This is a genomic window from Maricaulis sp., from assembly GCF_034670125.1.
Taxonomy (GTDB): domain Bacteria; phylum Pseudomonadota; class Alphaproteobacteria; order Caulobacterales; family Maricaulaceae; genus Maricaulis.
This window is the reverse complement of record NZ_JAXMOC010000003.1, coordinates 469,174-490,239: the sequence shown is the minus strand read 5'-3', so window position 1 is coordinate 490,239 and position 21,066 is coordinate 469,174. Positions and strand designations below refer to the sequence as shown.

Here is a 21,066-nt window from a genome sequence, read left to right as displayed (position 1 = left end):
TTGATGGGTCATTCGGGCGGGTTCTTCATGCGTATCTTCATCGGCATCTTGTTGGCGGCTGTCCTCGTTGCGGGCGGTTTTGTCTTCTTCATCCTCCCGGCTCGCATTGATGCTGACATGAATGTCGTCAGGCCTCACGCGCCCTATACGCCGAGCGCCGAGGCCGAGACCCTGCACGCAACCCTGCCGGTCGCCGACCTTCATTCCGACATGCTGTTGTGGATGCGTGATCCGACGCGCTGGAATGATCGCGGTCATACCGACCTGCCTCGCCTGCGTGCCGGCGGCGTGGTGCTTCAGGTTTTCTCCAGCGTCACCAAGACGCCCTCGGGCCAGAACTATGACAGCAATACCGCTGACAGTGACGACATTACCGCCCTCGCCATTGTCCAGCGCTGGCCGATCCGGACCTGGAGTTCGATCCTGGAACGCGCGGTCTACCATGCTGACCGGTTGAACCGTCTGGCTGAGCGGGATGACAGTTTCACGGTTGTCCGGAATCGCGCCGACCTGGAAGCGGTGCTGGCCGCTCGGGAGACCGATCCGACAGCGCTGGCCGGTTTGCTGGAAACCGAGGGGGCTCATCCGCTGGAAGGCGACATCGCCAATGTCGATGTGCTCTGGGAGGCCGGCTACCGCATGCTTGGCCTGCAGCATTTCTTCGACAATGAGCTCGGCGGCTCGCTCCACGGTGTCTCGAATGCCGGGCTGACGGATTTCGGCCGCGATGTGATCCGCCGCATGGACGAGCGCGGCCTCATCATCGATGTCGCCCACTCCTCGCCGCAAGTGGTCGAGGATGTGCTGGCTATGACGAGCAGCCCGCTGGTGGTCTCCCATACCGGCGTGCACGGTCATTGCGAGGTCAAGCGCAACATCCCCGACGCCCTGATGCAGCGCATCGCCGCCGGCGGCGGGCTGATCGGGATCGGCTTCTGGGCTGATGTCACCTGCGACGACAGCCCGGCTGGCGTCGCAGCGGCCATTGTGGCGGCGGTCGAGCTGGTCGGCATCGACCATGTCGCGCTGGGCTCGGACTATGACGGCACGGTCACCACGACATTCGATGCCTCGGAATATGTCGTCCTGACCGACCGCCTGCTCGCCGCCGGCCTCAGCGCCGATGAAGTGGGCCAGGTGATGGGCGGCAACACGATCCGGTTTCTTCTCGAAAACCTGCCGCAGTAACCCGGCAGGCGGCAGTTACTCCGCCGCCACGGCCTCCGCTTCCAGCCGTTCGACCAGCTTCATACCCGCCTGCGAGCAGGACAGTGATCCGCCCAGATCTCCGGTCCACTCGCCCGCCTCGTGCATCGCGTTTATGGCGGCCCGAATGCGGCCCGCCGCGCGGGTCTCGTCCAGGCTCTCCAGCAATTGCGCCACCGCCTCGATGGCGCCAATGGGGTTGGCCTTGTCCTGACCGGCAATGTCGGGCGCCGAACCGTGGATGGGTTCGAAGAGGCCGGGTTTCTGGTCACCTAGCGAGGCTGATCCCAACAGGCCGATCGAGCCGGGCAGCATGGAGGCTTCGTCGGAAAGGATGTCGCCGAACATGTTCTCGGTGACGATGACGTCGAAGCTCGCCGGGGCGCGCAGCATGTGCATGGCGGCGGCATCGACATACATGTGGTCGAGTTCGATATCGGGAAAGTCGCGGGCGCCCATCTCGCTGACCACGTCCCGCCACAGGCGGCTGGTTTCCAGCACATTGGCCTTGTCGACCGAGGTCAGCTTGCCGCGACGCAGGCGCGCCTGCTCAAAGGCGATGCGGGCGACACGCTCAATCTCGAAGCGCGAATAGGTGCATTTGTCGCTGGCGCTGTCGGCGCTGCGTTCGCGCTGTCCGAAATAGATGCCACCGGTCAGTTCGCGCACGATCAGCACATCGGTTCCGGCGACCAGGTCCGGGCGCAAGGGTGACTTGCCCGCGAGCGCCGGGTGGACAGCTGCCGGGCGCAGATTGGCGTAGACTCCGAGCGCTTTGCGGATCGCCAGAAGGCCGGCCTCGGGGCGGGTATCGGCCCGGTCCCATTTGGGACCGCCAACGGCTCCCAGAAAGATGGCATCGGCTGTCTGGCAAGTCTTCAGGGTCGCCGCGGTCAGCGGCTCGCCGAATTCATCGATCGAGGCGCCGCCGAAGGCGCAGGTGGTGAACTCGATCCGGAAGCCTTCCAGCGCGGCCACCTGTTCCAGCACGGCGCGGGCCACGGCGGTGATTTCCGGTCCGATTCCGTCGCCGGGCAAAAGGATGATCCGGTAGGTCATGCGTTTGCGGCCTCGTATGCGTCGATATCGTCGGCATGTCCCAACAGGAAGCCGAGCGGGTCGGTGCCTTCCATCAGGCAATGTTTGGCGAAGGGTTCGATGGCGAAGTCGAAACCGGGGCCATTGCCCAGATCGACATGTTGGCTGGCAAGGTCGATTTTGATCGCCACGCCGGGATTGGCCAGCAGCCAGTTGTGAGCCGCTTCCGGCGCCATGATCGGCAGCAGGCCGTTGCGGGCCGAATTGGAGCGGAATATGTCGGCAAACTCGCTCGAAATGACGGCGCGAAAGCCGAAATCATGCAGAGCCCAGGGCGCATGCTCGCGCGATGAGCCACAGCCGAAATTGCGGCCCGCGACCAGAACCCGGCATTCAGCCGTGTCGAGACTGTTCAGCGATACCGCTTCGAGGGGGTTGCCGTCGCCATCATAGCGCCAGTCATGGAAGGCCAGCTTGCCCAGCCCGTCGCGGCTGGTCGTGGTCAGGAAACGGGCCGGGATGATCTGGTCGGTATCGATGTCTTCCTGATCGATCACGAAGGTCCGGCTGTCGATCTGGCGGATATTGTCCGTTTGATCAGGCATGGGCAGGCTCCATCAGTTCGGCCGGATCGATGACATGACCGGCGATGGCGGCCGCGGCGGCGGTGGCCGGACTGGCGAGGACGGTGCGCACGCCGGGGCCCTGGCGGCCCTCGAAATTGCGGTTGGACGTCGAAACGACCAGCTGGCCCGGCTCGCCGCGGTCGCCGTTCATGGCGATGCACATCGAACAGCCCGGCTGGCGCCACTCGGCGCCGGCGTCAGTGAAGATGCGGTCGAGCCCTTCGGCTTCGGCCTGGGCGCGGACTGCCACGGAACCGGGCACCACCAGCGCCCGGATACCGTTTGCGACGCGACGTCCGCTCATGATGGCGGCGGCTTCGCGCAGATCGGTAATGCGGGAATTGGTGCATGAGCCGATGAAAACCTGGTCAACCGGTGTGCCGGCAACCGGCATGCCCGCTTCCAGTCCCATATAGGCAAGGGCCTTCCGGTGCGACGGGCTGCGCGGTTGGGGAATAGGCGCGTTGACGGCGATCCCGGTATCCGGCGCAGTGCCCCAGGTCACCATCGGCCGGATTGTAGCCGCGTCGATCATGACATCATGGTCGAAAGGGGCCCCGTCATCACTGCGCAGTGCGGTCCATCGCTTGATCGCTGCGTCCCAATCGGGCCCGGCAGGCACCTGCTCGCGCCCTTCAAGCCAGGCGACAGTGGTTTCATCCGGTGCGATCATGCCGGCGCGGGCGCCGGCTTCGATCGACATGTTGCAGACCGTCATCCGGCCCTCCATGTCGAGCGCCTCAATGGCGCTGCCGGCATATTCGATCACACAGCCCGTTCCGCCATCGACACCAATTTCGGCGATAATGGTGAGAATAATGTCCTTGGCGGAGATACCTGGTGCGGTCTCGCCATCCACCGTGATGCGCATTGATTTCGGTTTTCGTTGCAGCAGGCATTGCGAGGCCAGGACGTGACCGACCTCGGTGGTGCCAATGCCAAAAGCGAGCGCTCCGAATGCGCCATGGGTCGCGGTATGGCTGTCGCCGCAGACGATCGTCATGCCCGGCTGGGTGGCGCCCAGTTCCGGACCGATCACATGCACGACGCCGCGGTGCCCGCTGCCCCAGCCATGCAGGGTGATGCCGTGCTTGGCGGTATTTGACTGCAGGGTCTCGACCTGATTGCGCGCGGCCGCCGTTGCGTAGGGCGGCGCATCCCCGGCTGCGAAGTCGAGGGTCGGGGTGGCGTGGTCGATGGTGGCCAGGGTCCGGTCCGGCCGACGCACCCTCAGACCCCGTTCGGCGAGGACAGAGAAGGCCTGCGGCGAGGTCACCTCATGTACCAGGTGCAGGTCGATATACAGCAGGCCCGGCGTCTCCGCCGTTTCGGCGCGTACCTGGTGGGCGTCCCACACCTTGTCGAACAGCGAACGCGGAGCTTTGCCCGTGACCTTCGTCTCAGGCGACATGCTGGATCTCCATCGCATTGTCCTGGACCGGCTGCAGCCAGCCATGGCGGTCCGGGGTCTCGCCGGAGAACAGGCCGAAGAAGCGCTTTTGCATCAACTCGGCGATCGGTCCGCGCCCACCGGCGCTGACAACATGACCGTCAACCGAGCGCACCGGGGTGATCTCGGCGGCGGTGCCGGTGAAGAAGATCTCGTCGGCGAAATAGAGACTTTCGCGTGACAGGGTCTGTTCGCGGACGTCGAACCCTTCCGCTTCGGCCAGCTTCATCACCGCATCGCGAGTCAGGCCGGACAGGATCGACGCCGAGCTGGGCGGGGTGCGGATGATGCCATCGGAGACGACAAAGATGTTCTCGCCGGCGCCTTCCGAGACGAGGCCATTGACGTCGAGGCCGATGCCTTCGTCGAAACCGCGCGAATGGGCTTCGTGGCTGATCAGCATGGAGGACAGGTAATTGCCGCCAGCCTTGGCGCCGGTCGGGATCGTGTTCGGGGCCGGGCGGCTCCAGGACGAGATGCAGCAATCCACGCCCTTGGTCAGGGCTTCCTCGCCCAGATAAGCACCCCATGGGAAGGCGGCTATGCAAATCTCCGGTTTTGTATCGGCGCCAGGCAGGACACCGATCCCGCCATAGCCGAAGAAGGCGACGGGCCGGATATAGGCGTCCTTGAGGTGATTGGCGCGGATCACCATCCGGCAGGCGGCCTCGACCTCCTCGACGGTGTGGTTGATCGGCATGTGATAGACCTTGGCGCTGTTGAACAGGCGCTTGACGTGGTCGGTGAGGCGGAAGATCACCGGTCCGGTGGGCGTGTTGTAACAGCGGATCCCCTCGAAGACCGAGGAGCCGTAATGCAGGGCGTGTGAGAGCACATGGGTCTGGGCTTCGTGCCAGTCGATCAGTTCGCCATTGCGCCAGATGAAGTCGGTTTCCTGGATAGCCATTGTTTCAATTCCTGTCAGACGGCCGCGGCCGGTTGTTGCGGGGTCATGTCGGCCCGGCCATAGGCCTCGCCGCGATCGAGTGTGAAAAGCAGCGAGTCTATGGCTGCTGTGACGACATCGGGACCGCGTGCGCGCCCGGAGAAGATTGCGCCGTCGATATCGACGCTTATGTCAGCCACGAATTCGCGACCAGTCGTCGTTGACCGCATTCTCGTTTCCAGCGCCGTTACTGTGGCATCGGTACCGGTGATGCGTTGCACGGCCGCGAACGCAGCGGCCATCGGGCCGTCGCCTGAGGCAATGTCTGATACGCGGCCCCGGTCGGGATGCTCCAGTTCGACCCGGGCAAATTGCTTGGGCTGGCGTCCCGCGGTGGTGCGCAACTCGGTGCGCAGCACGGTCCAACGCGATCCGCTGGGGGAGAAACCCTCCATCATGGCGACCAGGTCGGCATCATTCACTTCGCCCAGCTCGTCAGCCAGGTGTTTGAAGTCCGTGAAGACCTGGTTCAGCGGTTCCGGATCCGGCTGGTAGCCAAGCTTGGCCAGGCGCTGCACCAGCGCATGCTTGCCCGAATGCTTGCCCAAAACGAGTTCGGAGCCCGGCGCGCCGACGCTTTCCGGAGTCATGATCTCGTAGGTGCGCCGATCGGAAATCATGCCGTGTTGATGAATGCCGGCCTCGTGCGCGAAGGCGTTCCTGCCAACGATGGCCTTGTTCGGGGCGATGGCCGCGCCGGTCACACGGGACAGGCGCTGGCTTGCGGTCCAGATCTTGGTTGCATCGACATGGCTGATGGCCGGGAAGACGTCCGCCCGCACCTGCAGGGCCATGACGATTTCCTCCAGTGAACAATTGCCGGCCCGCTCGCCGATACCGTTGATGGCGCACTCGACCTGCCGTGCGCCGCCTTTGACGGCGGCCAGAGAGTTGGAGACGGCGAGACCCAGATCATTGTGACAATGGGCGGAGAAAATCACGTGTCCGGGCCGCTCGACATGGGTCGCCAGGCGCTCGAACACCGCACGGATTTCGTCCGGCTCGGAATAGCCGACGGTGTCGGGGACGTTGAGGACGTCGGCGCCATTGGCTGCGGCGCAACTCATGGCCTCGATCAGAAAGTCCGGCTCGGTGCGCAATGCGTCCTCGGCGGAGAACTCGATCTCGTCGAATGTTCCGGCGGCATGTTTCAGGCAGCGCTCGATGGTTTGCAGCACCTCCCGGCGCGACATGCGCAGTTTGGCTTCGCGATGGATCGGGCTGGTGGCGATGAAGATGTGCAGCCGTTTTCGACGGGCAGGTTGGAGCGCGAAGGCGGCCGCGTCGATATCCTGTTCCGTGGCGCGTGCCAGCGAGCAAAGGGTCGAACTGCGGATTTCCGATGCGATCAACCGGATGGCCTCGCTGTCGCCCGGTGAGGCGGCTGCGAAGCCGGCTTCTATCGTGTCGACCCGCATCGCTTCGAGCAGGCGGGCGATCTCCAGTTTCTCCGCCGGATTCATCGAGAAGCCGGGCGCCTGCTCGCCGTCGCGCAGGGTGGTGTCGAATATCTGCAGCCGATCAGGTTGTTGTGTCGGGATGGGTCTCAATGTCGGGGTGGGCATGCCTGCCTCCATCGGTCCGTGGACGGCGCCGCGCGGGCAGCAATCTCGGGTGCGATCCGGTCGCCGGGGTCACGCGTGAAGACACTGCGAACGTCGAGCAGACGCGCGACCTGGCGGGCCAGCACGTCCATGTTTCGGGCCTCATCGCGGGCATCGAGCGACAGGGTCACAGTCGACTGGCTGCCGGAGGTTTCCGATTTGTCCATCGCGGCGATCGTGAAGCCGCGGCGTTCCACAAGGCCGATGAGTCGCATCAGGGCGCCTTCTGAATCGGCGAGTTCAATACGAAGCGAGGTGCGCATGATCAGTCCTCCATCATGTCGGCATTGGACGCGCCCGGCGGCACCAGCGGCCAGACATTCTCACGCGGGTCGATCAGGACATGCGCGAGGATCGGGCCGCGGGCGTTCAGCAGGCGGTCGATGGCCGCGGGAACTTCCTCGCGGCTGTGAACGGTGAAAGCCTCGATGCCGAAGGCATGGGCCACTTCCGCGAAATCGGGATTGTCATAGAGATCGATCTCCGAGAAATTCTCCTCGAAGAAATACTCCTGCCACTGCCGGACCAGGCCCAGGGAGGCATTGTCCAGCAGCAGGATGCGGATCGGCACGCCATAGCGGCGCGCGGTCGCCAGCTCCTGGATGTTCATCATGATCGAGCCGTCGCCGGTAATGGTGACGACCTTGGCGTCCGGACGGGTCATGGCGGCGCCAATTCCGGCCGGCAGGCCATATCCCATCGCACCCAGACCGGCGGATGTCAGATGGTGTTCCGGCCGCGAGAAACGGCAATGCTGGGCCACCCACATCTGGTGCTGGCCGACATCGCAGGCGGCGATGAAGTCGTCGCCGGCGGCTTCCGACAATTGCTTCAGCATGGCCGGAGCGAAAACGCCCGAGCCCGGCGCGTCATAACGAAAGGCGTGACGGTGTCTGCGCCCGACGCACTCATCGCGCCACTCGGCAATGTCGAGCCAGTCATTGGTGATGCCCGCCAGAATGGCGGAGATGTCGCCGGCCAATCCGATCTCGGCGCGGCGCAGCTTGTCAATCTCGGCAGCGTCGCCATCGATGTGGATGATCCGGGCGCCGGGTGCGAATGTGTCCAGGCGGCCGGTGGCACGGTCGTCGAAACGGGCGCCGCAACAGATCAGGAGGTCGCTTTCATCGACGGCGACATTGGCGGCGCGGCCGCCATGCATGCCCAACATGCCCAGAAACGTCTCGCTGTCCGGATTCGGGCAGCCCAGACCTTTCAGGGTCGCGACCGTCGGGATTCCGGTTCGCTCCATGAAGTCACGCACGGCCTCAACCGCGCCGCCCAAGGCAACGCCGCCGCCGATATAGAAGACGGGGCGCTTTGATTGGGCCAGCAGGGTCGTCGCGGCCGCCAGGTCTGATTCTGACGGATGCGACGACCCGGCCTCAGGCCGAGGCTGGGGGGGGATTTGGGGGTACGCCTCGGCCTGTAAGACATCCTTCGGCAGATCTATGAGAACCGGACCGGGGCGTCCGCTTTCGGCAATCTGGAAGGCTTCGGCGATCATCTCCGGAATTCGCATCGGATCGCGGATGATGATCGAGTGTTTGACGACGGGCATCGACATGCCGAACACGTCGACTTCCTGAAACGCGTCCGTCCCCATCAGCCCGGACGGCACCTGGCCGGTCAGGATGATCATCGGGACGCTGTCCAGATAAGCATTGGCGATGCCTGTCAGGAGGTTGGTGGCCCCCGGCCCGGAGGTCGCCAGGCAGACACCAGCCTTGCCGGTCAGCCGCGCCTGGGCATCGGCGGCAAAGGCGGCGGCCTGTTCGTGGCGGACCAGGATGTGCTGCAAGGACGAGCCGGTCAGCGCGTCATAGACCGGCATGATGGCCCCGCCCGGATATCCGAAAACGCGGGTGACGCCCAACGCTTCCAGCGTGCGGACCACCGCATGCGCCCCGGTCTGTCGGGGGGCAGGGCGCACGGCGGCAACGCTGGAGGTCGTGTCGTCGATTTCGGAGGCGGGCAGGGCCGTCATCTCTCTTGGTCCTTTTTCAGATCAGGTCAGGTCGGGCCGCTCAGGCGTTCGCACCCGGTTGCAACCACGGCATGTCGGCCCGCAGCGCGGCGCCGGTCTTTTCGATCGGGTGTTCCAGGTCCTTGCGCAAAAGCGCCTGGTATTGCGGCTTGCCGGCCTGGTTCTCGGTGATCCAGTCGCGGGCAAATGTGCCGTCCTGGATGTCCTTGAGGACTTCACGCATGCGGGCGCGGGTCTCGTCATTGATGACGCGCGGGCCGGAGCGCAGATCACCGTAGATGGCGGTCTCCGAGATGAATTCATGCATCTTGGCCATGCCGCCCTCATAGAGCAGGTCGACGATCAGCTTGAGTTCGTGCAGGCATTCGAAATAGGCGACTTCCGGCTGGTAGCCGGCATCGACCAGGGTCTCGTAGCCGGCCATCACCAGCTCGGTCGCGCCGCCACACAGAACAGCCTGTTCGCCGAACAGGTCGGTCTCGGTCTCTTCCGCGAAGGTGGTTTCAATGATGCCGGAATTGGCGCCACCGATACCGGCGGTATAGCCAAGCGCCCGATTGCGGGCCTGACCGGTCGCGTCCTGGTGGACGGCAAAAAGGCAGGGCACGCCGCGGCCGATTTCATACTCACGGCGGACCAGATCGCCGGGCCCTTTCGGGGCAACGAGGATGACATCAACGCCTTCAGGCGCTGTGACGCGGCCGAAATGGACCGAGAAACCGTGTGCGAACAGGACCGCATCACCGGGTGACAGGTTGGGGGCGATCGACTCGCGGAACAGGGCCTCATGGCTCATGTCCGGGGTCAGGATGGCGATCAGCTTGGCGCCCTTGGTGGCTTCCTCGGGCGTTGCGGTTTTCAGGCCGTCAGCCTTGGCTTTCTTCTCACCCGGTCCACCGGGTCGGACGCCGACCGTCACGTCACATCCGCTTTCCTTGAGGTTCATGGCGTGGGCACGGCCCTGGCTGCCATAGCCGATCACGGCGATCGGCTGGGATTTGAAAGCTGTCGTGTCGACTTCGAAGTCGGAACGGCGGGACGGGGTGGACGCGGTCATGCGGGCATCTCCTGCTTGGATTGCATGGCGGTTGTTTGCGGCGGCGTCGCAACGGGCGTCGGCGCGATGATCGTGGTGGCACCGCGCGAGGCTGAAGAGACCAGGGCGGCATACTTGGCGAAGACACCGGTCGGCGCGGGCCGACCGGAAGCGGATTGCGGACGGCTGGACAGATCGGCATCGACATCGATCCGGCGAGCGGTAACGTCGATGCGGACTTTGTCGCCATTGCGGACGCGGCCGATCGGACCGCCATCAGCGGCCTCCGGGCTGACATGGCCGATCACGAAGCCCTTGGACGCACCGGAAAAGCGACCATCCGTGATCAGGGCGACATCGCCGGCCAGGCCTTGTCCGACCAGAGCGGCGGTCACGCCCAGCATTTCACGCATGCCAGGGCCGCCTTTGGGCCCCTCATTGCGGATGATGATGATGTCGCCGGCGTTCACCGAGTTGGCACTGACGGCGGCGAAGGCGTCTTCCTCGCATTCAAACACGCGGGCCGGACCGGAAAATTCCGAGCGGTCATGGCCTGACAGTTTCAGGACTGCGCCTTCGGGTGCCAGATCGCCCGCCAGGATGCGGAAGCCGCCATCGGGTTTGACCGGATTGGCGATGCTGTGGATGACGCGCTGGTTTTTGGCTTCGCTGGCGCTGGCGCACTCCGCGTGCAGGCTGAGGCCGGTCACGGTCGGGGTGTCGGCCAGCAGGCCGCCCTCGATCAGGCGCTGGCCAAACAGACGCGAGCCGCCCGCCAGGAACATGTGGTGAGCCAGGAAGCGCCCGCCCGGCTTGAGGTCTGTAATGACCGGAGCCTGACTTGAAATGCGGTCGAACTCTGCAATGTCGAACGCGATGCCGGCTTCGGCGGCGATTGCGGCGACGTGCAGGACAGCATTGGTAGACCCGCCCGACGCTGAAGCGGCGACAGCGGCGTTGCGCAACGAAGCTTCGGTGATGAAGCGCCGCGGCGTGGTGCCGTCCTTGGCCAGTTCGACCACGAGGCGACCACAGCGGGCGGCGGCGGCTGGCTTGTCGGGATGCGGAGCGGGGATGTCGTTCACGCCCATTGGCGACAGGCCCAGCATGGTCAGGATCATCGCCATGGTGTTGGCGGTGAACTGGCCGCCACAGGCTCCGGCACCAGGGCAGGCTTTCTTCTCGACCTGCGCCAGACCGTCGTCGTCCAGCGCGCCGGCGGCGTGGGCGCCAACAGCCTCGAACACGTCCTGGATCGACAGGTCCTGACCGCCCATCCGGCCTGGCATGATCGTGCCGCCATAGAGGATGCAGCCCGGCACATCCATGCGGGCCAAGGCCATGGCCGCGGCAGGAATGGTCTTGTCGCATCCAACCAGGATGACGACACCATCCAGGCTGTGGCCGCGCGTGGCCAGTTCGATCGAGTCGGTGATCACCTCGCGCGAGATGAGCGAGGCGCGCATGCCATCCGTGCCCATGGAGATGCCGTCGGAGACGACGATGGTGTTGAAGTCGACCGGATGTCCACCCGCGTCGCGCACGGCTTCGCGGACCGGCTCAGCCAGGTCTGCCAGATGCATGTTGCAGGGCGTGACCGTGGTCCAGGTGTTGATCACCCCGATCATCGGCTTGTCGAAATCGCCATCCTCCATGCCGGTCGCGCGCAGCATGGCGCGGGCCGGCGCGCGGGCCGGGCCTGCCGTGATGGCGTCTGAGGATTTGCGATTGGTATGGGTCATCATCATGTTCCGTGGTCGAAACACAAAAAACCCCGCTCCGTTTCCGGGAGCGGGGTTTTTTGTGTCTGCGTGTCCGAGGTCTCTCGTCAGGCAGGCGCGTCAACCGCTCCCGTTATGGTGGCGATAATAAGTACGAGTACGAGGAGAAGGAGGCCGAGCGTGTTTGCCCGCTCGCCCGTCAGGGCAGCGGCCGGGGTAACCGGCAGGGCAAACGCATTGATCATCGGATCGGCTTTCCAGAACTCTATTGCAGCGCAACGTGACCGGTGATTTTGGTTAAGGCAACCCCGTTTTGAAAAAAAACATCATCAAAACAGATAAATTGGCACAAACTGGCATTGCGACCGCTTTTTGGTTGGATGTGTGCACAAGAAATTTACGCGCTCGCGCGCGCGAAACGGGCTAGGATTTCTTGATGTGGCTGAAACGGCAGATGTGGCGAGGCTTTGGCCTGTTGTGTGTGGTGCTGGCGATTGTCGGCGTTGCGCTGCCATTGGTTCCGACCACGCCGTTTCTCCTGCTGGCAGCGTTTGCATTCGCGCGGTCTTCGCCGCGCCTGCATGCCTGGCTGATGTCGCATCGGCAATTCGGACCCTTGATCCGGAACTGGCGCGAACATGGGCGGATCGACAGAAGATCGAAATTGCTGGCTGTTTTCGCAATGTTGGTTGCGGTGGCCTTGAGTCTCTGGTTGCAGGTTCGCGTTGAGCTGATCCTGGTCCAACTGCTCGTTCTTTCGGTCGTTGCGGTGTTCATTCTGTCCCGTCCGGACGGGTCAGAAGGCGACTCCTGAACTCCGTTTGAGCCTGGCATCAACTTGCTTCAAACCTGTGCAGCCGCGCCCATTTCGGAGCAGCGCCAATCTTCAGCATGGGAATCAGGATTATCCGGTTGACGGACGATTGTGCACACGCAGCAAATTTGCGGGCGACATCCGATCATGTCGTGACTCTGTGGATTGAACTGCTGGCGGCGGCCGACGCCAGCCTCTTTCCGGAGGGCATAAAATTGCAGACAGAAAGCAAAAATGGAGTTTTCACGATACAGACAGCCAGAAATATGCCGATATGAGAAATATGTTGCATTGCAATATCACGATGCCTAGGCTTGCCAGATCAAGAGTCGCCTCAAGGTGACCAGACACAGAGCGCACTGATTGGATCCGCCACCGCTGTGAAGCGGTGCGGATCGTGAGTGATAGCGGACCGTCCCCGGTCCGCCTCGGGACGGGCCCTTCCGGCGACCGTCGCCTCATCGATCCAACACAAGTTTTGGAAGTGCTGCGGGCAGTCCGCAGCCCTGTTCGCGACCTGATGACAGGCCGGATGGTGAGGGGCAATTGCCAGAAACGGGGGATCCCAATGATTGGCAGCACACAAATGGGCAAGACACTGGCAAGGGGCGCTTTATGTGCCGTGGTTGCCGGTATCGGTCTGACCGGCGCCGCGCATGCCGAGGTGTCGGAAGAAACAGCGTTCGTTTTCAATACGCTGTTATTCCTTATTGGCGGATTCCTCGTGATGCTGATGGCTGCGGGTTTCGCCATGCTTGAAGCCGGTTTTGTGCGGACCAAGCACACAGCGGCGATCTGCCTGAAGAATATCGCGCTCTACTCGATTGCCGGCATCATGTTCTACCTGGTCGGCTATCAGGTCATGTATGGCGGCCAGACGCCCTATTTCGGGATCCCGGAAATGTGGGTGCCGTCTGAAGTGTCTTCCGACGCGTCCATTGACCTGGGAACGGGTTATGCCGCGGCCTCGGACTGGTTTTTCCAGATGGTGTTCGTCGCGACCGCCGCCTCGATCGTGTCCGGCACCATCGCCGAACGGGTCAAGCTCGGGCCCTTCTTCATCTTCGTGGTTGTCCTGACCGCGATCATCTACCCGGTTCAGGGGTCCTGGGAATGGGGCGGTGGCTGGCTGGATGCCGACTTCGGTTTCTCGGACTTCGCCGGATCGACGCTGGTTCACTCGACCGGTGGTTGGGCCGCCTTGGCCGGCGCGATCCTTCTGGGCGCCCGGTCCGGGCGGTTCGGGCCGGATGCCAAGCCGATGATGCCCGGTTCACTGCCTCTGGCCACGCTAGGTACCTTCATCCTGTGGTTCGGTTGGTTCGGCTTCAACGGCGCCTCCCAGCTGGCGCTGGGCTCTGCCGGTGACGCGGTCGCCATCTCGCAAATCTTTGCCAACACGAACATGGCTGCGGCCGGTGGCGTCGTGACCGCCTATCTGCTGTCCATGTTGTTGGGAGGCGGCAAGGCCAATCTGGCTTACTGCCTCAATGGCGCACTGGCGGGCCTGGTTGCCATCACGGCCGAGCCGCTGACCCCGACGATCCTGCAGGCCATCGCCATTGGCGCAGTCGGTGCGGTCATCGCCACATTTGGCGCCAAACTGCTTGAAACTATCCGCATCGATGACGTCGTTGGCGCGATCCCGGTTCACCTGTTCGCCGGCATCTGGGGCACGATGGCTGTCCCCCTCACCAATGCCGACGCGACCTTTTTCGGTCAGGCGGTGGGTGTCGGGGCAATCGGTGCCTTCGTGTTTGCGACCAGCTTCATTGTCTGGCTCGCGCTGAAGATGACCGTCGGAATCCGTCTCTCGCCAGATGCGGAGAACGTCGGCGGCGACCTGTCCGAACTCGGACATGACGCGGGCTCGATTTTCGCCTCCGACGTGGGAAAGGTCCCGGCCCCGGCGCAGTAACGGCAAAGGTGTCCGGCACTGGTGAGCCTGTCTCCCCGGTGCCGGTTCCGCCGCCGGACGGGGCTGACCAGGAGCCGGCTTTATCCGCTCCAGCACACGCAGGGCGCCGGTCCAGGCCGGCTCACCCGAAACCCTTGAACACAGCGCCGGTGATCACGCGGCAAACGGGAGAGCTGCGCTCCCGTCCCCGACACCGGACCACCAGACTTTCGCATTCCCGACCACCCAATGTTTCACCCAGGAGTAAATCATGAAAACCAATATTCTCGCCCTTGGCCTTGCGGCCTGCTGTTTCACCGCTCCGGTCGCTGCCCAGGAGATCACCGGCAATGTCGCGCTCACCACTGACTATATTTTCCGCGGCGTCACCCAGACCGATGGCGGCCCTGCGATCTCCGGCGGATTCGATGTCGAGGCAGATGGCTTCTATGTCGGTGTCTGGGGGTCGAGCGTCGACTTTTCCGATGACACCACAATGGAGCTCGACCTGTATGGTGGATACGCCTTTTCGGGAGCGGGGTTCGATTGGGATATCGGCGTGATCTACTACGCCTACCCTGACAGTCCCAGCGCGGGCGGTGATCAGAATTTCGTCGAATTCTACGGTGGTCTCGGCCGCGAATTCGGGCCGGTCGCCTGGGATGCGAAATTGTCCTACTCACCCGAATTCTACGGCGAAATCGGTCAGGCCTGGTATCTGGAAACCGGCGTTGGTGTAGAAGTGGCTGAGGGGATCAGTCTCGACGGCCGTATCGGTGCCAGCCGGTTCGATGATCTCCCCGTCGCGGACTACGAAGACTATCAGATTGGCGTTTCCGGCACCGTGTTTGGAAATGTCGGGTGGGATCTGCGCTATCACGACCTGTCCGACGGCGGTGATGACAGCATCGTATTGTCATTCTCGCAGAGCTTCGGCGGCTAGTTCGGGTTCCTGGCCCGCAGGGATTGGAGACGCCATCAGGCCCGGCCAAACGCCGGGCCTGATCCTATCGTGGGGTCAGCTTCCAGACGCTGCCGTTCGCGCCAATGATCCAGCCGGCATTTCCGCTCGGCGAGACAGCGACGGCGTTGGGCGCGACCATGCCCCAACCGCTATCCCGCCAGACGAATGCGCCGTCCGTGTCGGCGCCGATATCGACGCCATTGGTGCCGACGGTGATCCATTGACTGCCGAATTCGGTGATCCCGGATCGGTAGCCGAGCGGGGGGCTTGGCGAAACCTGCCAGGTCTCGCCGCGATCGGTTGAGGTAGCGAAATTTCCAGCCTGGCCTGTCGGGGCCAGATAGTCGCCGCCACTCGCTACCAGGAGGCCGGACTGACCAGTCGCAACGGAAAAAATACCGGCGCCACCCGAACCGGCGGCGAGTGGCGTTTCCATGGCATCCCAGTGCTCGCCATAGTCACAACTGCGCAGGATCCGGGCAATGGCCGCGCCACCCGTGCCGATGAAGGCGCAACCATCGCCAGTCAGGGCGATCGAGCTGTTCGATGCTGCAAACCCTGCTTCGCCCTCCAACGGTTGGGGCAGGTCATCCAGGCGGTGCCAGCTATTGCCGCCGTCAAGGGTCCGCAGGATCAGGAAGGCTCCGCCCACCGGGTCGGAAAAGGCCAGTCCACGCTCGCGATCCCAGAAGGCGATGCTGTCTATGAAGGCTCCGCCACTGGCATCATCCCAGACCGTGGCAAAGGTCTCGCCGCCATCGCGGGTCACAAGTATTCGGGCGGGCTGTCCGGCGGTGGCAAAGAGTGCCGTCCGGCCGTCGAATCCCTGAGCCGAGCGCAAGTCCGCTCCTTCCGCCTCAGGCGCTGTGGAGACCTGCCAAGTCGCCCCGCCATCGAGGGTGAGCAGGACCTGACCGTCAGGCGCGCCGATCCAGACCGTGTCATCATCAACCACGCTCAGCCCGCGCAGGGACGACGTCACACCGCTGGCCTGTTCCGTGACGGTCCAGGTTTCGCCCGCGCAGCCTGCCAGGATGCTGGCAACCAGGCCAAGGCCGGCGTGCCCGGCCGGGCTCATTGATCCTGTCCGAGGCCGAGCAGTGTGGCGCTGTCGCAATGCCAGCATGTGTCGGCACCGATCGGGCTGCCCGGGGGAATCGGCGTGTCGACGAACTCAGGTGTTTCGCCCGCATCGAAACGCTCCAGTCCGGCCGCGGCAGCCCGGGCCAGCCACAATTGGTGGGAGCTGGCGGCATCTGTCCGCCGCCGGCCCGGTTCGTTGCGGGCGATTGTTTCCAGGCGTTGCCTCGCCATCGCCGCCGGTGTCGCCGGGCCGTCAGCCACAATCTGCAGCAATTGCGCAACATACTCGGCTTGCAAGGCCTGGCGGACGGGCTGTAGCCGCATGGCCTCGTCGCGTGGCGCGTCAAAGAGGGTCGCCTCCACGCGGTCGAACACGGCGGGCAGGGGCATGTGCGACGCGTCTCGCGCGGCCTGGTCAGCCAGTCGCGACAGGCGTGACGGATTGAGCATTGCCTGCAGGGTGATGCGCCCGGCCGCGGCCGCCGCGTCGGCGCGGCTGAACGCCGGATAATCGTCGGAGCGGAACAGCTCACGGGTTGCGGCAGCGTCATAGTCCGCGAACGGTGCCGGCATCATCAGGGCCAGGATGGAGTCCGGGAGGTCAAGCGTCCGGGGCTCCAGCGTTGCCAGCAGGGCATCAATGGCGCGCGCCTGATCGGCCGCATCAACCGGTGTCAGGCCGATCAGGCCGGATCGGTTGGGGCCGTAATTGAACACCGCGCCGCCGATCGCTTTCGCTGCGGCCTCCACCTGGTAGCGATGATAAAGGTAAATGGGCGGCAATACCTGACGCAACGCACTCGCGGGCTGGCCAGCAGCAAGCACGTGTGATCCGAATCCGTCCAGGGCGCGTGCCCGCACGGCCATGGTTTCGGTCAGCATCGCGGTTGGATCGGCACCATTGTCCCACAGATTGGCAAGCGGATGGGCGCTGGAATTGCCACGGGCATGGCGGTCGGTGATGTAGAGCAGACCGCGGGACGCCGCGTCGTCGAGAATACGGCTGAGTGTGGCCGCCTCGCTCGCGCCGTCACCAAACTCGCCGTAGAGCCAGGATATCGCGACCCTGTCCCAAGCACCGATGCCGACATCATAGGCTTGGCTGGTATCGATCCCGCCTGCGTCGTCGAGCGTGACGAGCGGGGCGGGGTAGTCCATCACCGAGGCCCGGTCCGAAATGCTGGCCGCAAAATTGTGAGCCAGACCGATCGTATGGCCGATCTCGTGGGCTGATAGCTGGCGGATGCGGGCGAGGGCAAGCTCGAGCGGATCATCCGCCGATCCGGTGCCGGTATTGGCTGTCCCGACGAGACCTTCGAAGATCATCCTGTCCTGACGCACGCGCTGCGAACCGAGGATGACCCGGCCTTTGATGATCTCACCGGTGCGGGGATCGATGACTGATCCGCCATAGGACCAGCCCCGCGTCTGCCGGTGCACCCACTGGATGACATTGTAACGGATGTCGAGCGGGTGGGCGTCTTCCGGCAGGAGCTCGACGCGAAACGCGTTTTCATATCCGGCGGCGGTGAAGGCGTCGGCCCACCAATTGCCACCTTCGATCAGCGCATCACGGATGAGCGGCGGGGTTCCGCGGTCCAGGTAGTAGATGATCGGCTCGACGACGGGACCGGATTGGGCGGATGGGTCAACGCGTTCAAGGCGATGACGAAGTGCCAGCGAGCGCCGAACCGGTTCGGCAAGCGGGCTCGCCATGTCGTAGTAATCGCGGGTGATGGCGCCGGAGCGGTCATCGGCTTCCCGGGGCTCATAGCCAGCTGCTGGCAGGGCGGCGAAGGAATGGTGAACGGTCAGGGTCACCGAATCCGGTGCCGGGGTGACGGCTCTGACCTCGGAACCCGGACTCGTGCCGGTGAGGGTCAGCAGCGCGTCGATCTCGACATTCGACGGAAAGGCCAGTGCGCTTTCGGTGATCGCGGCCGAGCGGTCACTGGCGACGGAAAAGCTGCCCTGACCACTGTCGGAGAGCTGATCGGCCGTACCGACCGGATCCCGTATCAGGAAATCGGACAGGTCGATCAGGACACGTCCCTGGTCTTCCGCGACGATGGCGGTGGACCAGATGATCGAGCGGGCGAAGGAGTTTCGGGTCGCCGCCGCTTCGTCCGCACCGGCCCCGTCGGCGCGGTAGCGAAGATTCTCGAACTCCGCAAAAACCTGATCGTTGACGCGGAAGAAGCGAAGGATTTCCGAGCTTGATCCCAGGCCGCGATCGAGCCCGACCGGGTTGGATCCGAGCCCGGAAGTCAGGCTGGCCGTATAGATCATGCGGCCCAGACCATCCTCCTCACCGGTGCTCAGTTCGGCCAGGATGCGACCGTCCGTCGGGTCGACCCAGAGCGGGATGAAGCCCTCACGATGTTCAAGATTTTCAACAACTTCACCAAAGCTCTCCGGCTCCTGGGCCGTGGCAGCCGGCGGCAAGGTGGTCGCCGTCGCGCCGAGCGCGATCATCATCAGCATCATCGTGGTGGTCTTCATGTGGTTCTGTCCCCGTTCTTTGCCCGGACGCTAGACGAAGCACCCGATAGTGTCACCCGGTGGTCTTGACAGTTTCGGATATCGTATACAATTTGCTGCGCGGTCGATCTTTCTCCCGGAGAGTGACAGATTGATCGGGATCGCGTTGGCGAACGGGGACGCGGCGAGGGCAGTGACCGGTCACACCGGTCCCGGGTGAGGGCATGACATGACAACAACAGGCTGGCGCGGCGTGTTTCCCGCGGCGACAACGCAATTCGCCGAGGATCACTCGGTTGATCTCGATGCGACCACTGCCGTGGTCCGGGCGCTCGTAGATGACGGTGTGCATGGCTTGATCGCCATGGGCACTGTCGGCGAGAACAACTCGCTGACGGCCACCGAGAAGCGTGCCGTGCTGGCTGCGATCGTCGACGTCGTCGATGGCCGTGTGCCCGTTCTGACCGGCGTCTCCGAACTCACCACCACGCTGGCGGAAACCTATGCCGCTGACGCGGCGCGGATCGGCGCCGACGGGCTGATGCTGCTGCCGGCCATGGTCTATGTACCCAGTGAAGCCGAACTGGAGGCCCATATCCGCACAGTCGCGGCCGCCAGCCCGCTGCCGGTCATGCTCTACAACAATCCGCCCGCCTATCGGGTCTCGATCTCGCTCGATACGCTGGATCGACTGTCTGACGTGCCGACGCTGGTCGCCATCAAGGAAAGCGCTCCGGATCCGCGCCGCATCACTGACATCATCAATCGTTGCGGTGACCGATACCTGGTTTTCGCGGGCCTCGATGACGTGGCCCTGGAAGAGATTTTGTTGGGCGCGGTTGGCTGGGTTTCCGGCCTCACCAACGCTTTCCCCGCCGAGTCGATAGCCTTGTGGGATGCGGTGGAGCGCGGTGACCTGGAAGCTGCACGCTCCATCTACCGCTGGTTCATGCCGTTGCTGCATCTCGACGCTGAACACGATCTGGTCCAGTCGATCAAGCTCGCCGAGGCCGTCATGGGGCGAGGATCTGAACGGGTCCGCATGCCGCGCATGGTGCTGACCGGTGCGCGGCGGGCCGAAGTGATTGCGATGGTCGAGACGGCGCGCGACACGCGGCCCGTCAAGCTGCCGTCAGTGCTTGCACACTGAGCCCGGCCGGTAGCGCGTCATGCGCCATATCTTTCAGTGCCTGGACGGACACGCCTGCGGCAATCCGGTGCGCCTGGTCACAGGACCGCTGCCGTTTCTCCAAGGCACGACCATGGGCGAAAAGCGGGCCGACTTCATGGCCCGCTTCGACTGGATCCGACGCGCGCTGATGTTCGAGCCCCGCGGGCACGACATGATGTCCGGCGCGATGTTCTACCCGCCGTGTTCGCCGGATGCTGACGCCTCGATCCTGTTCATCGAAACATCCGGTTGCTTGCCGATGTGCGGGCATGGCTCGATCGGAGCCCTGACCATGGCTTTGGAAAACGGGGTCATCACGCCGGCAGACAGGCGGTGCGTGCACCTGGATGCACCAGCGGGGCGGATCGTGGCGGAGATCGACTGGCAAGGCGACCGGGTCGCCGGAGTTCGGATCCGCAATGTCGCGTCCTACCTGGCGGTCTCCGGTCTGGTGCTCGAAATTCCCGGTTGGCAATCCCTCACCGTCGATATCGCCTATGGGGGCAATTTCTACGTGATCATCGAGCCACAGCCCGGGTATGCAGACCTGGCGGCGTTGACGGTCGCGGACATTTTGCGACTTAGCCCGCTTGTCCGCGCAGCCGCCAATGACGCGGTCACCCTGGCCCATCCGGAGGATCCGCGGGTTGGCGGTGTCAGCCATGCCCTCTGGGCCGGGCGCCCCCAAGACCCCAGCGCCCATGCCCGCAACGCTGTTTTCTATGGCAGTCGCGCCATAGACCGGTCTCCGTGCGGAACTGGAACCAGTGCCCGGATGGCCCAGCTGGTCGCGCGGGGTGATCTGCAGATTGGTGATGCCTTTGTCCATGAAAGCATTATCGGCAGCCTGTTCGAGGGGCGGGTGGAAGGCGCGACCCGGGTCGGAGGCTTCCCGGCGATCCGTCCCAGCATCAGGGGTTGGGCGGTGCAGACCGGTGTCAATGCAATCTGGGTCGACGACAACGACCCTTATGCCGGCGGGTTCACGGTCGGGTGACCCACTACGCCATCGGCGGATTGACCCTTGCCAACCATTATTCGA

Annotated in this window: 18 protein-coding genes; 6 read left to right on the top strand and 12 right to left on the bottom strand. The window is 64.0% G+C overall.

Translation table 11 applies throughout. The features are described 5' to 3' along the window. Positions 1-27: 27 nt before the first annotated feature. Positions 28-1,188 carry a dipeptidase gene (locus VOI18_RS08545; protein WP_323761979.1) on the top strand — a complete coding sequence of 387 codons (1,161 nt, stop codon included), beginning with the start codon at positions 28-30 and terminating at the stop codon, positions 1,186-1,188. A gap of 15 nt (positions 1,189-1,203) precedes the next feature. On the opposite strand, the gene leuB is transcribed toward VOI18_RS08545, so the two are convergent. The 10 genes from leuB to VOI18_RS08495 all read right to left on the bottom strand — a co-directional run bounded on the left by leuB (position 1,204) and on the right by VOI18_RS08495 (position 11,859). Further along, a complete protein-coding gene (gene leuB, locus VOI18_RS08540) occupies positions 1,204-2,265 on the bottom strand; it encodes a 3-isopropylmalate dehydrogenase (RefSeq protein ID WP_323761978.1) in 1,062 nt (353 codons plus the stop codon). Next, complete coding sequence (gene leuD / locus VOI18_RS08535; protein ID WP_323761977.1) at positions 2,262-2,849, bottom strand: 3-isopropylmalate dehydratase small subunit; 588 nt, start codon at positions 2,847-2,849, stop codon at positions 2,262-2,264. The genes leuB and leuD overlap by 4 nt, the downstream gene beginning before the upstream one ends. Further along, the gene (gene leuC / locus VOI18_RS08530; RefSeq protein ID WP_323761976.1) at positions 2,842-4,281 is read right to left on the bottom strand and encodes a 3-isopropylmalate dehydratase large subunit; all 1,440 of its coding nucleotides are present in this window, start codon (positions 4,279-4,281) and stop codon (positions 2,842-2,844) included. Before leuC ends, leuD begins: the two co-directional genes overlap by 8 nt. Next, positions 4,271-5,227 carry a branched-chain amino acid transaminase gene (locus tag VOI18_RS08525; protein WP_323761975.1) on the bottom strand — a complete coding sequence of 319 codons (957 nt, stop codon included), beginning with the start codon at positions 5,225-5,227 and terminating at the stop codon, positions 4,271-4,273. Before VOI18_RS08525 ends, leuC begins: the two co-directional genes overlap by 11 nt. A gap of 14 nt (positions 5,228-5,241) precedes the next feature. Continuing rightward, complete coding sequence (locus tag VOI18_RS08520; protein WP_323761974.1) at positions 5,242-6,831, bottom strand: 2-isopropylmalate synthase; 1,590 nt, start codon at positions 6,829-6,831, stop codon at positions 5,242-5,244. After that, a complete protein-coding gene (locus VOI18_RS08515; protein ID WP_323761973.1) occupies positions 6,813-7,133 on the bottom strand; it encodes an ACT domain-containing protein in 321 nt (106 codons plus the stop codon). The genes VOI18_RS08520 and VOI18_RS08515 overlap by 19 nt, the downstream gene beginning before the upstream one ends. A gap of 2 nt (positions 7,134-7,135) precedes the next feature. Beyond that, positions 7,136-8,857 carry an acetolactate synthase 2 catalytic subunit gene (ilvG, locus tag VOI18_RS08510; RefSeq protein ID WP_323761972.1) on the bottom strand — a complete coding sequence of 574 codons (1,722 nt, stop codon included), beginning with the start codon at positions 8,855-8,857 and terminating at the stop codon, positions 7,136-7,138. A 40-nt stretch (positions 8,858-8,897) separates the two neighbouring features. Next, positions 8,898-9,914, bottom strand: a complete 1,017-nt coding sequence (gene ilvC, locus VOI18_RS08505) for a ketol-acid reductoisomerase (RefSeq protein ID WP_323761971.1) — start codon at positions 9,912-9,914, stop codon at positions 8,898-8,900. Next, positions 9,911-11,635, bottom strand: coding sequence for a dihydroxy-acid dehydratase (locus tag VOI18_RS08500; protein WP_323761970.1), 1,725 nt, complete (start codon positions 11,633-11,635; stop codon positions 9,911-9,913). Before VOI18_RS08500 ends, ilvC begins: the two co-directional genes overlap by 4 nt. 86 nt (positions 11,636-11,721) lie before the next feature. Further along, positions 11,722-11,859 carry a hypothetical protein gene (locus VOI18_RS08495; RefSeq protein WP_323761969.1) on the bottom strand — a complete coding sequence of 46 codons (138 nt, stop codon included), beginning with the start codon at positions 11,857-11,859 and terminating at the stop codon, positions 11,722-11,724. Between the two features lie 191 nt (positions 11,860-12,050). On the opposite strand from VOI18_RS08495, the gene VOI18_RS08490 reads away from it, so the two are divergent. The 3 genes from VOI18_RS08490 to VOI18_RS08480 all read left to right on the top strand — a co-directional run bounded on the left by VOI18_RS08490 (position 12,051) and on the right by VOI18_RS08480 (position 15,268). After that, entirely contained in the window at positions 12,051-12,428 is a 378-nt protein-coding gene (locus VOI18_RS08490) for a YbaN family protein (protein ID WP_323761968.1), read from the top strand. Between the two features lie 568 nt (positions 12,429-12,996). Then, a complete protein-coding gene (locus VOI18_RS08485; RefSeq protein WP_323761967.1) occupies positions 12,997-14,346 on the top strand; it encodes an ammonium transporter in 1,350 nt (449 codons plus the stop codon). 250 nt (positions 14,347-14,596) lie between these two features. Next, positions 14,597-15,268, top strand: a complete 672-nt coding sequence (locus VOI18_RS08480; RefSeq protein WP_323761966.1) for a TorF family putative porin — start codon at positions 14,597-14,599, stop codon at positions 15,266-15,268. 64 nt (positions 15,269-15,332) lie between these two features. Here the strand turns inward: VOI18_RS08480 and VOI18_RS08475 are convergent, their stop codons facing one another. Further along, positions 15,333-16,367 (bottom strand): hypothetical protein, encoded by a 1,035-nt coding sequence (locus VOI18_RS08475; RefSeq protein ID WP_323761965.1) that lies wholly within the window; start codon positions 16,365-16,367, stop codon positions 15,333-15,335. Continuing rightward, positions 16,364-18,874, bottom strand: a complete 2,511-nt coding sequence (locus VOI18_RS08470) for a zinc-dependent metalloprotease (RefSeq protein WP_323761964.1) — start codon at positions 18,872-18,874, stop codon at positions 16,364-16,366. Before VOI18_RS08470 ends, VOI18_RS08475 begins: the two co-directional genes overlap by 4 nt. Before the next feature lie 208 nt (positions 18,875-19,082). Between VOI18_RS08470 and VOI18_RS08465 the strand changes: the two genes are divergently transcribed. Together VOI18_RS08465 and VOI18_RS08460 are read left to right on the top strand one after the other, a co-directional pair. Continuing rightward, entirely contained in the window at positions 19,083-20,003 is a 921-nt protein-coding gene (locus VOI18_RS08465) for a dihydrodipicolinate synthase family protein (RefSeq protein WP_323761963.1), read from the top strand. Positions 20,004-20,022: 19 nt separating this feature from the next. After that, complete coding sequence (locus tag VOI18_RS08460) at positions 20,023-21,021, top strand: 4-hydroxyproline epimerase (protein ID WP_323761962.1); 999 nt, start codon at positions 20,023-20,025, stop codon at positions 21,019-21,021. The last annotated feature ends 45 nt before the right edge of the window (positions 21,022-21,066 follow it).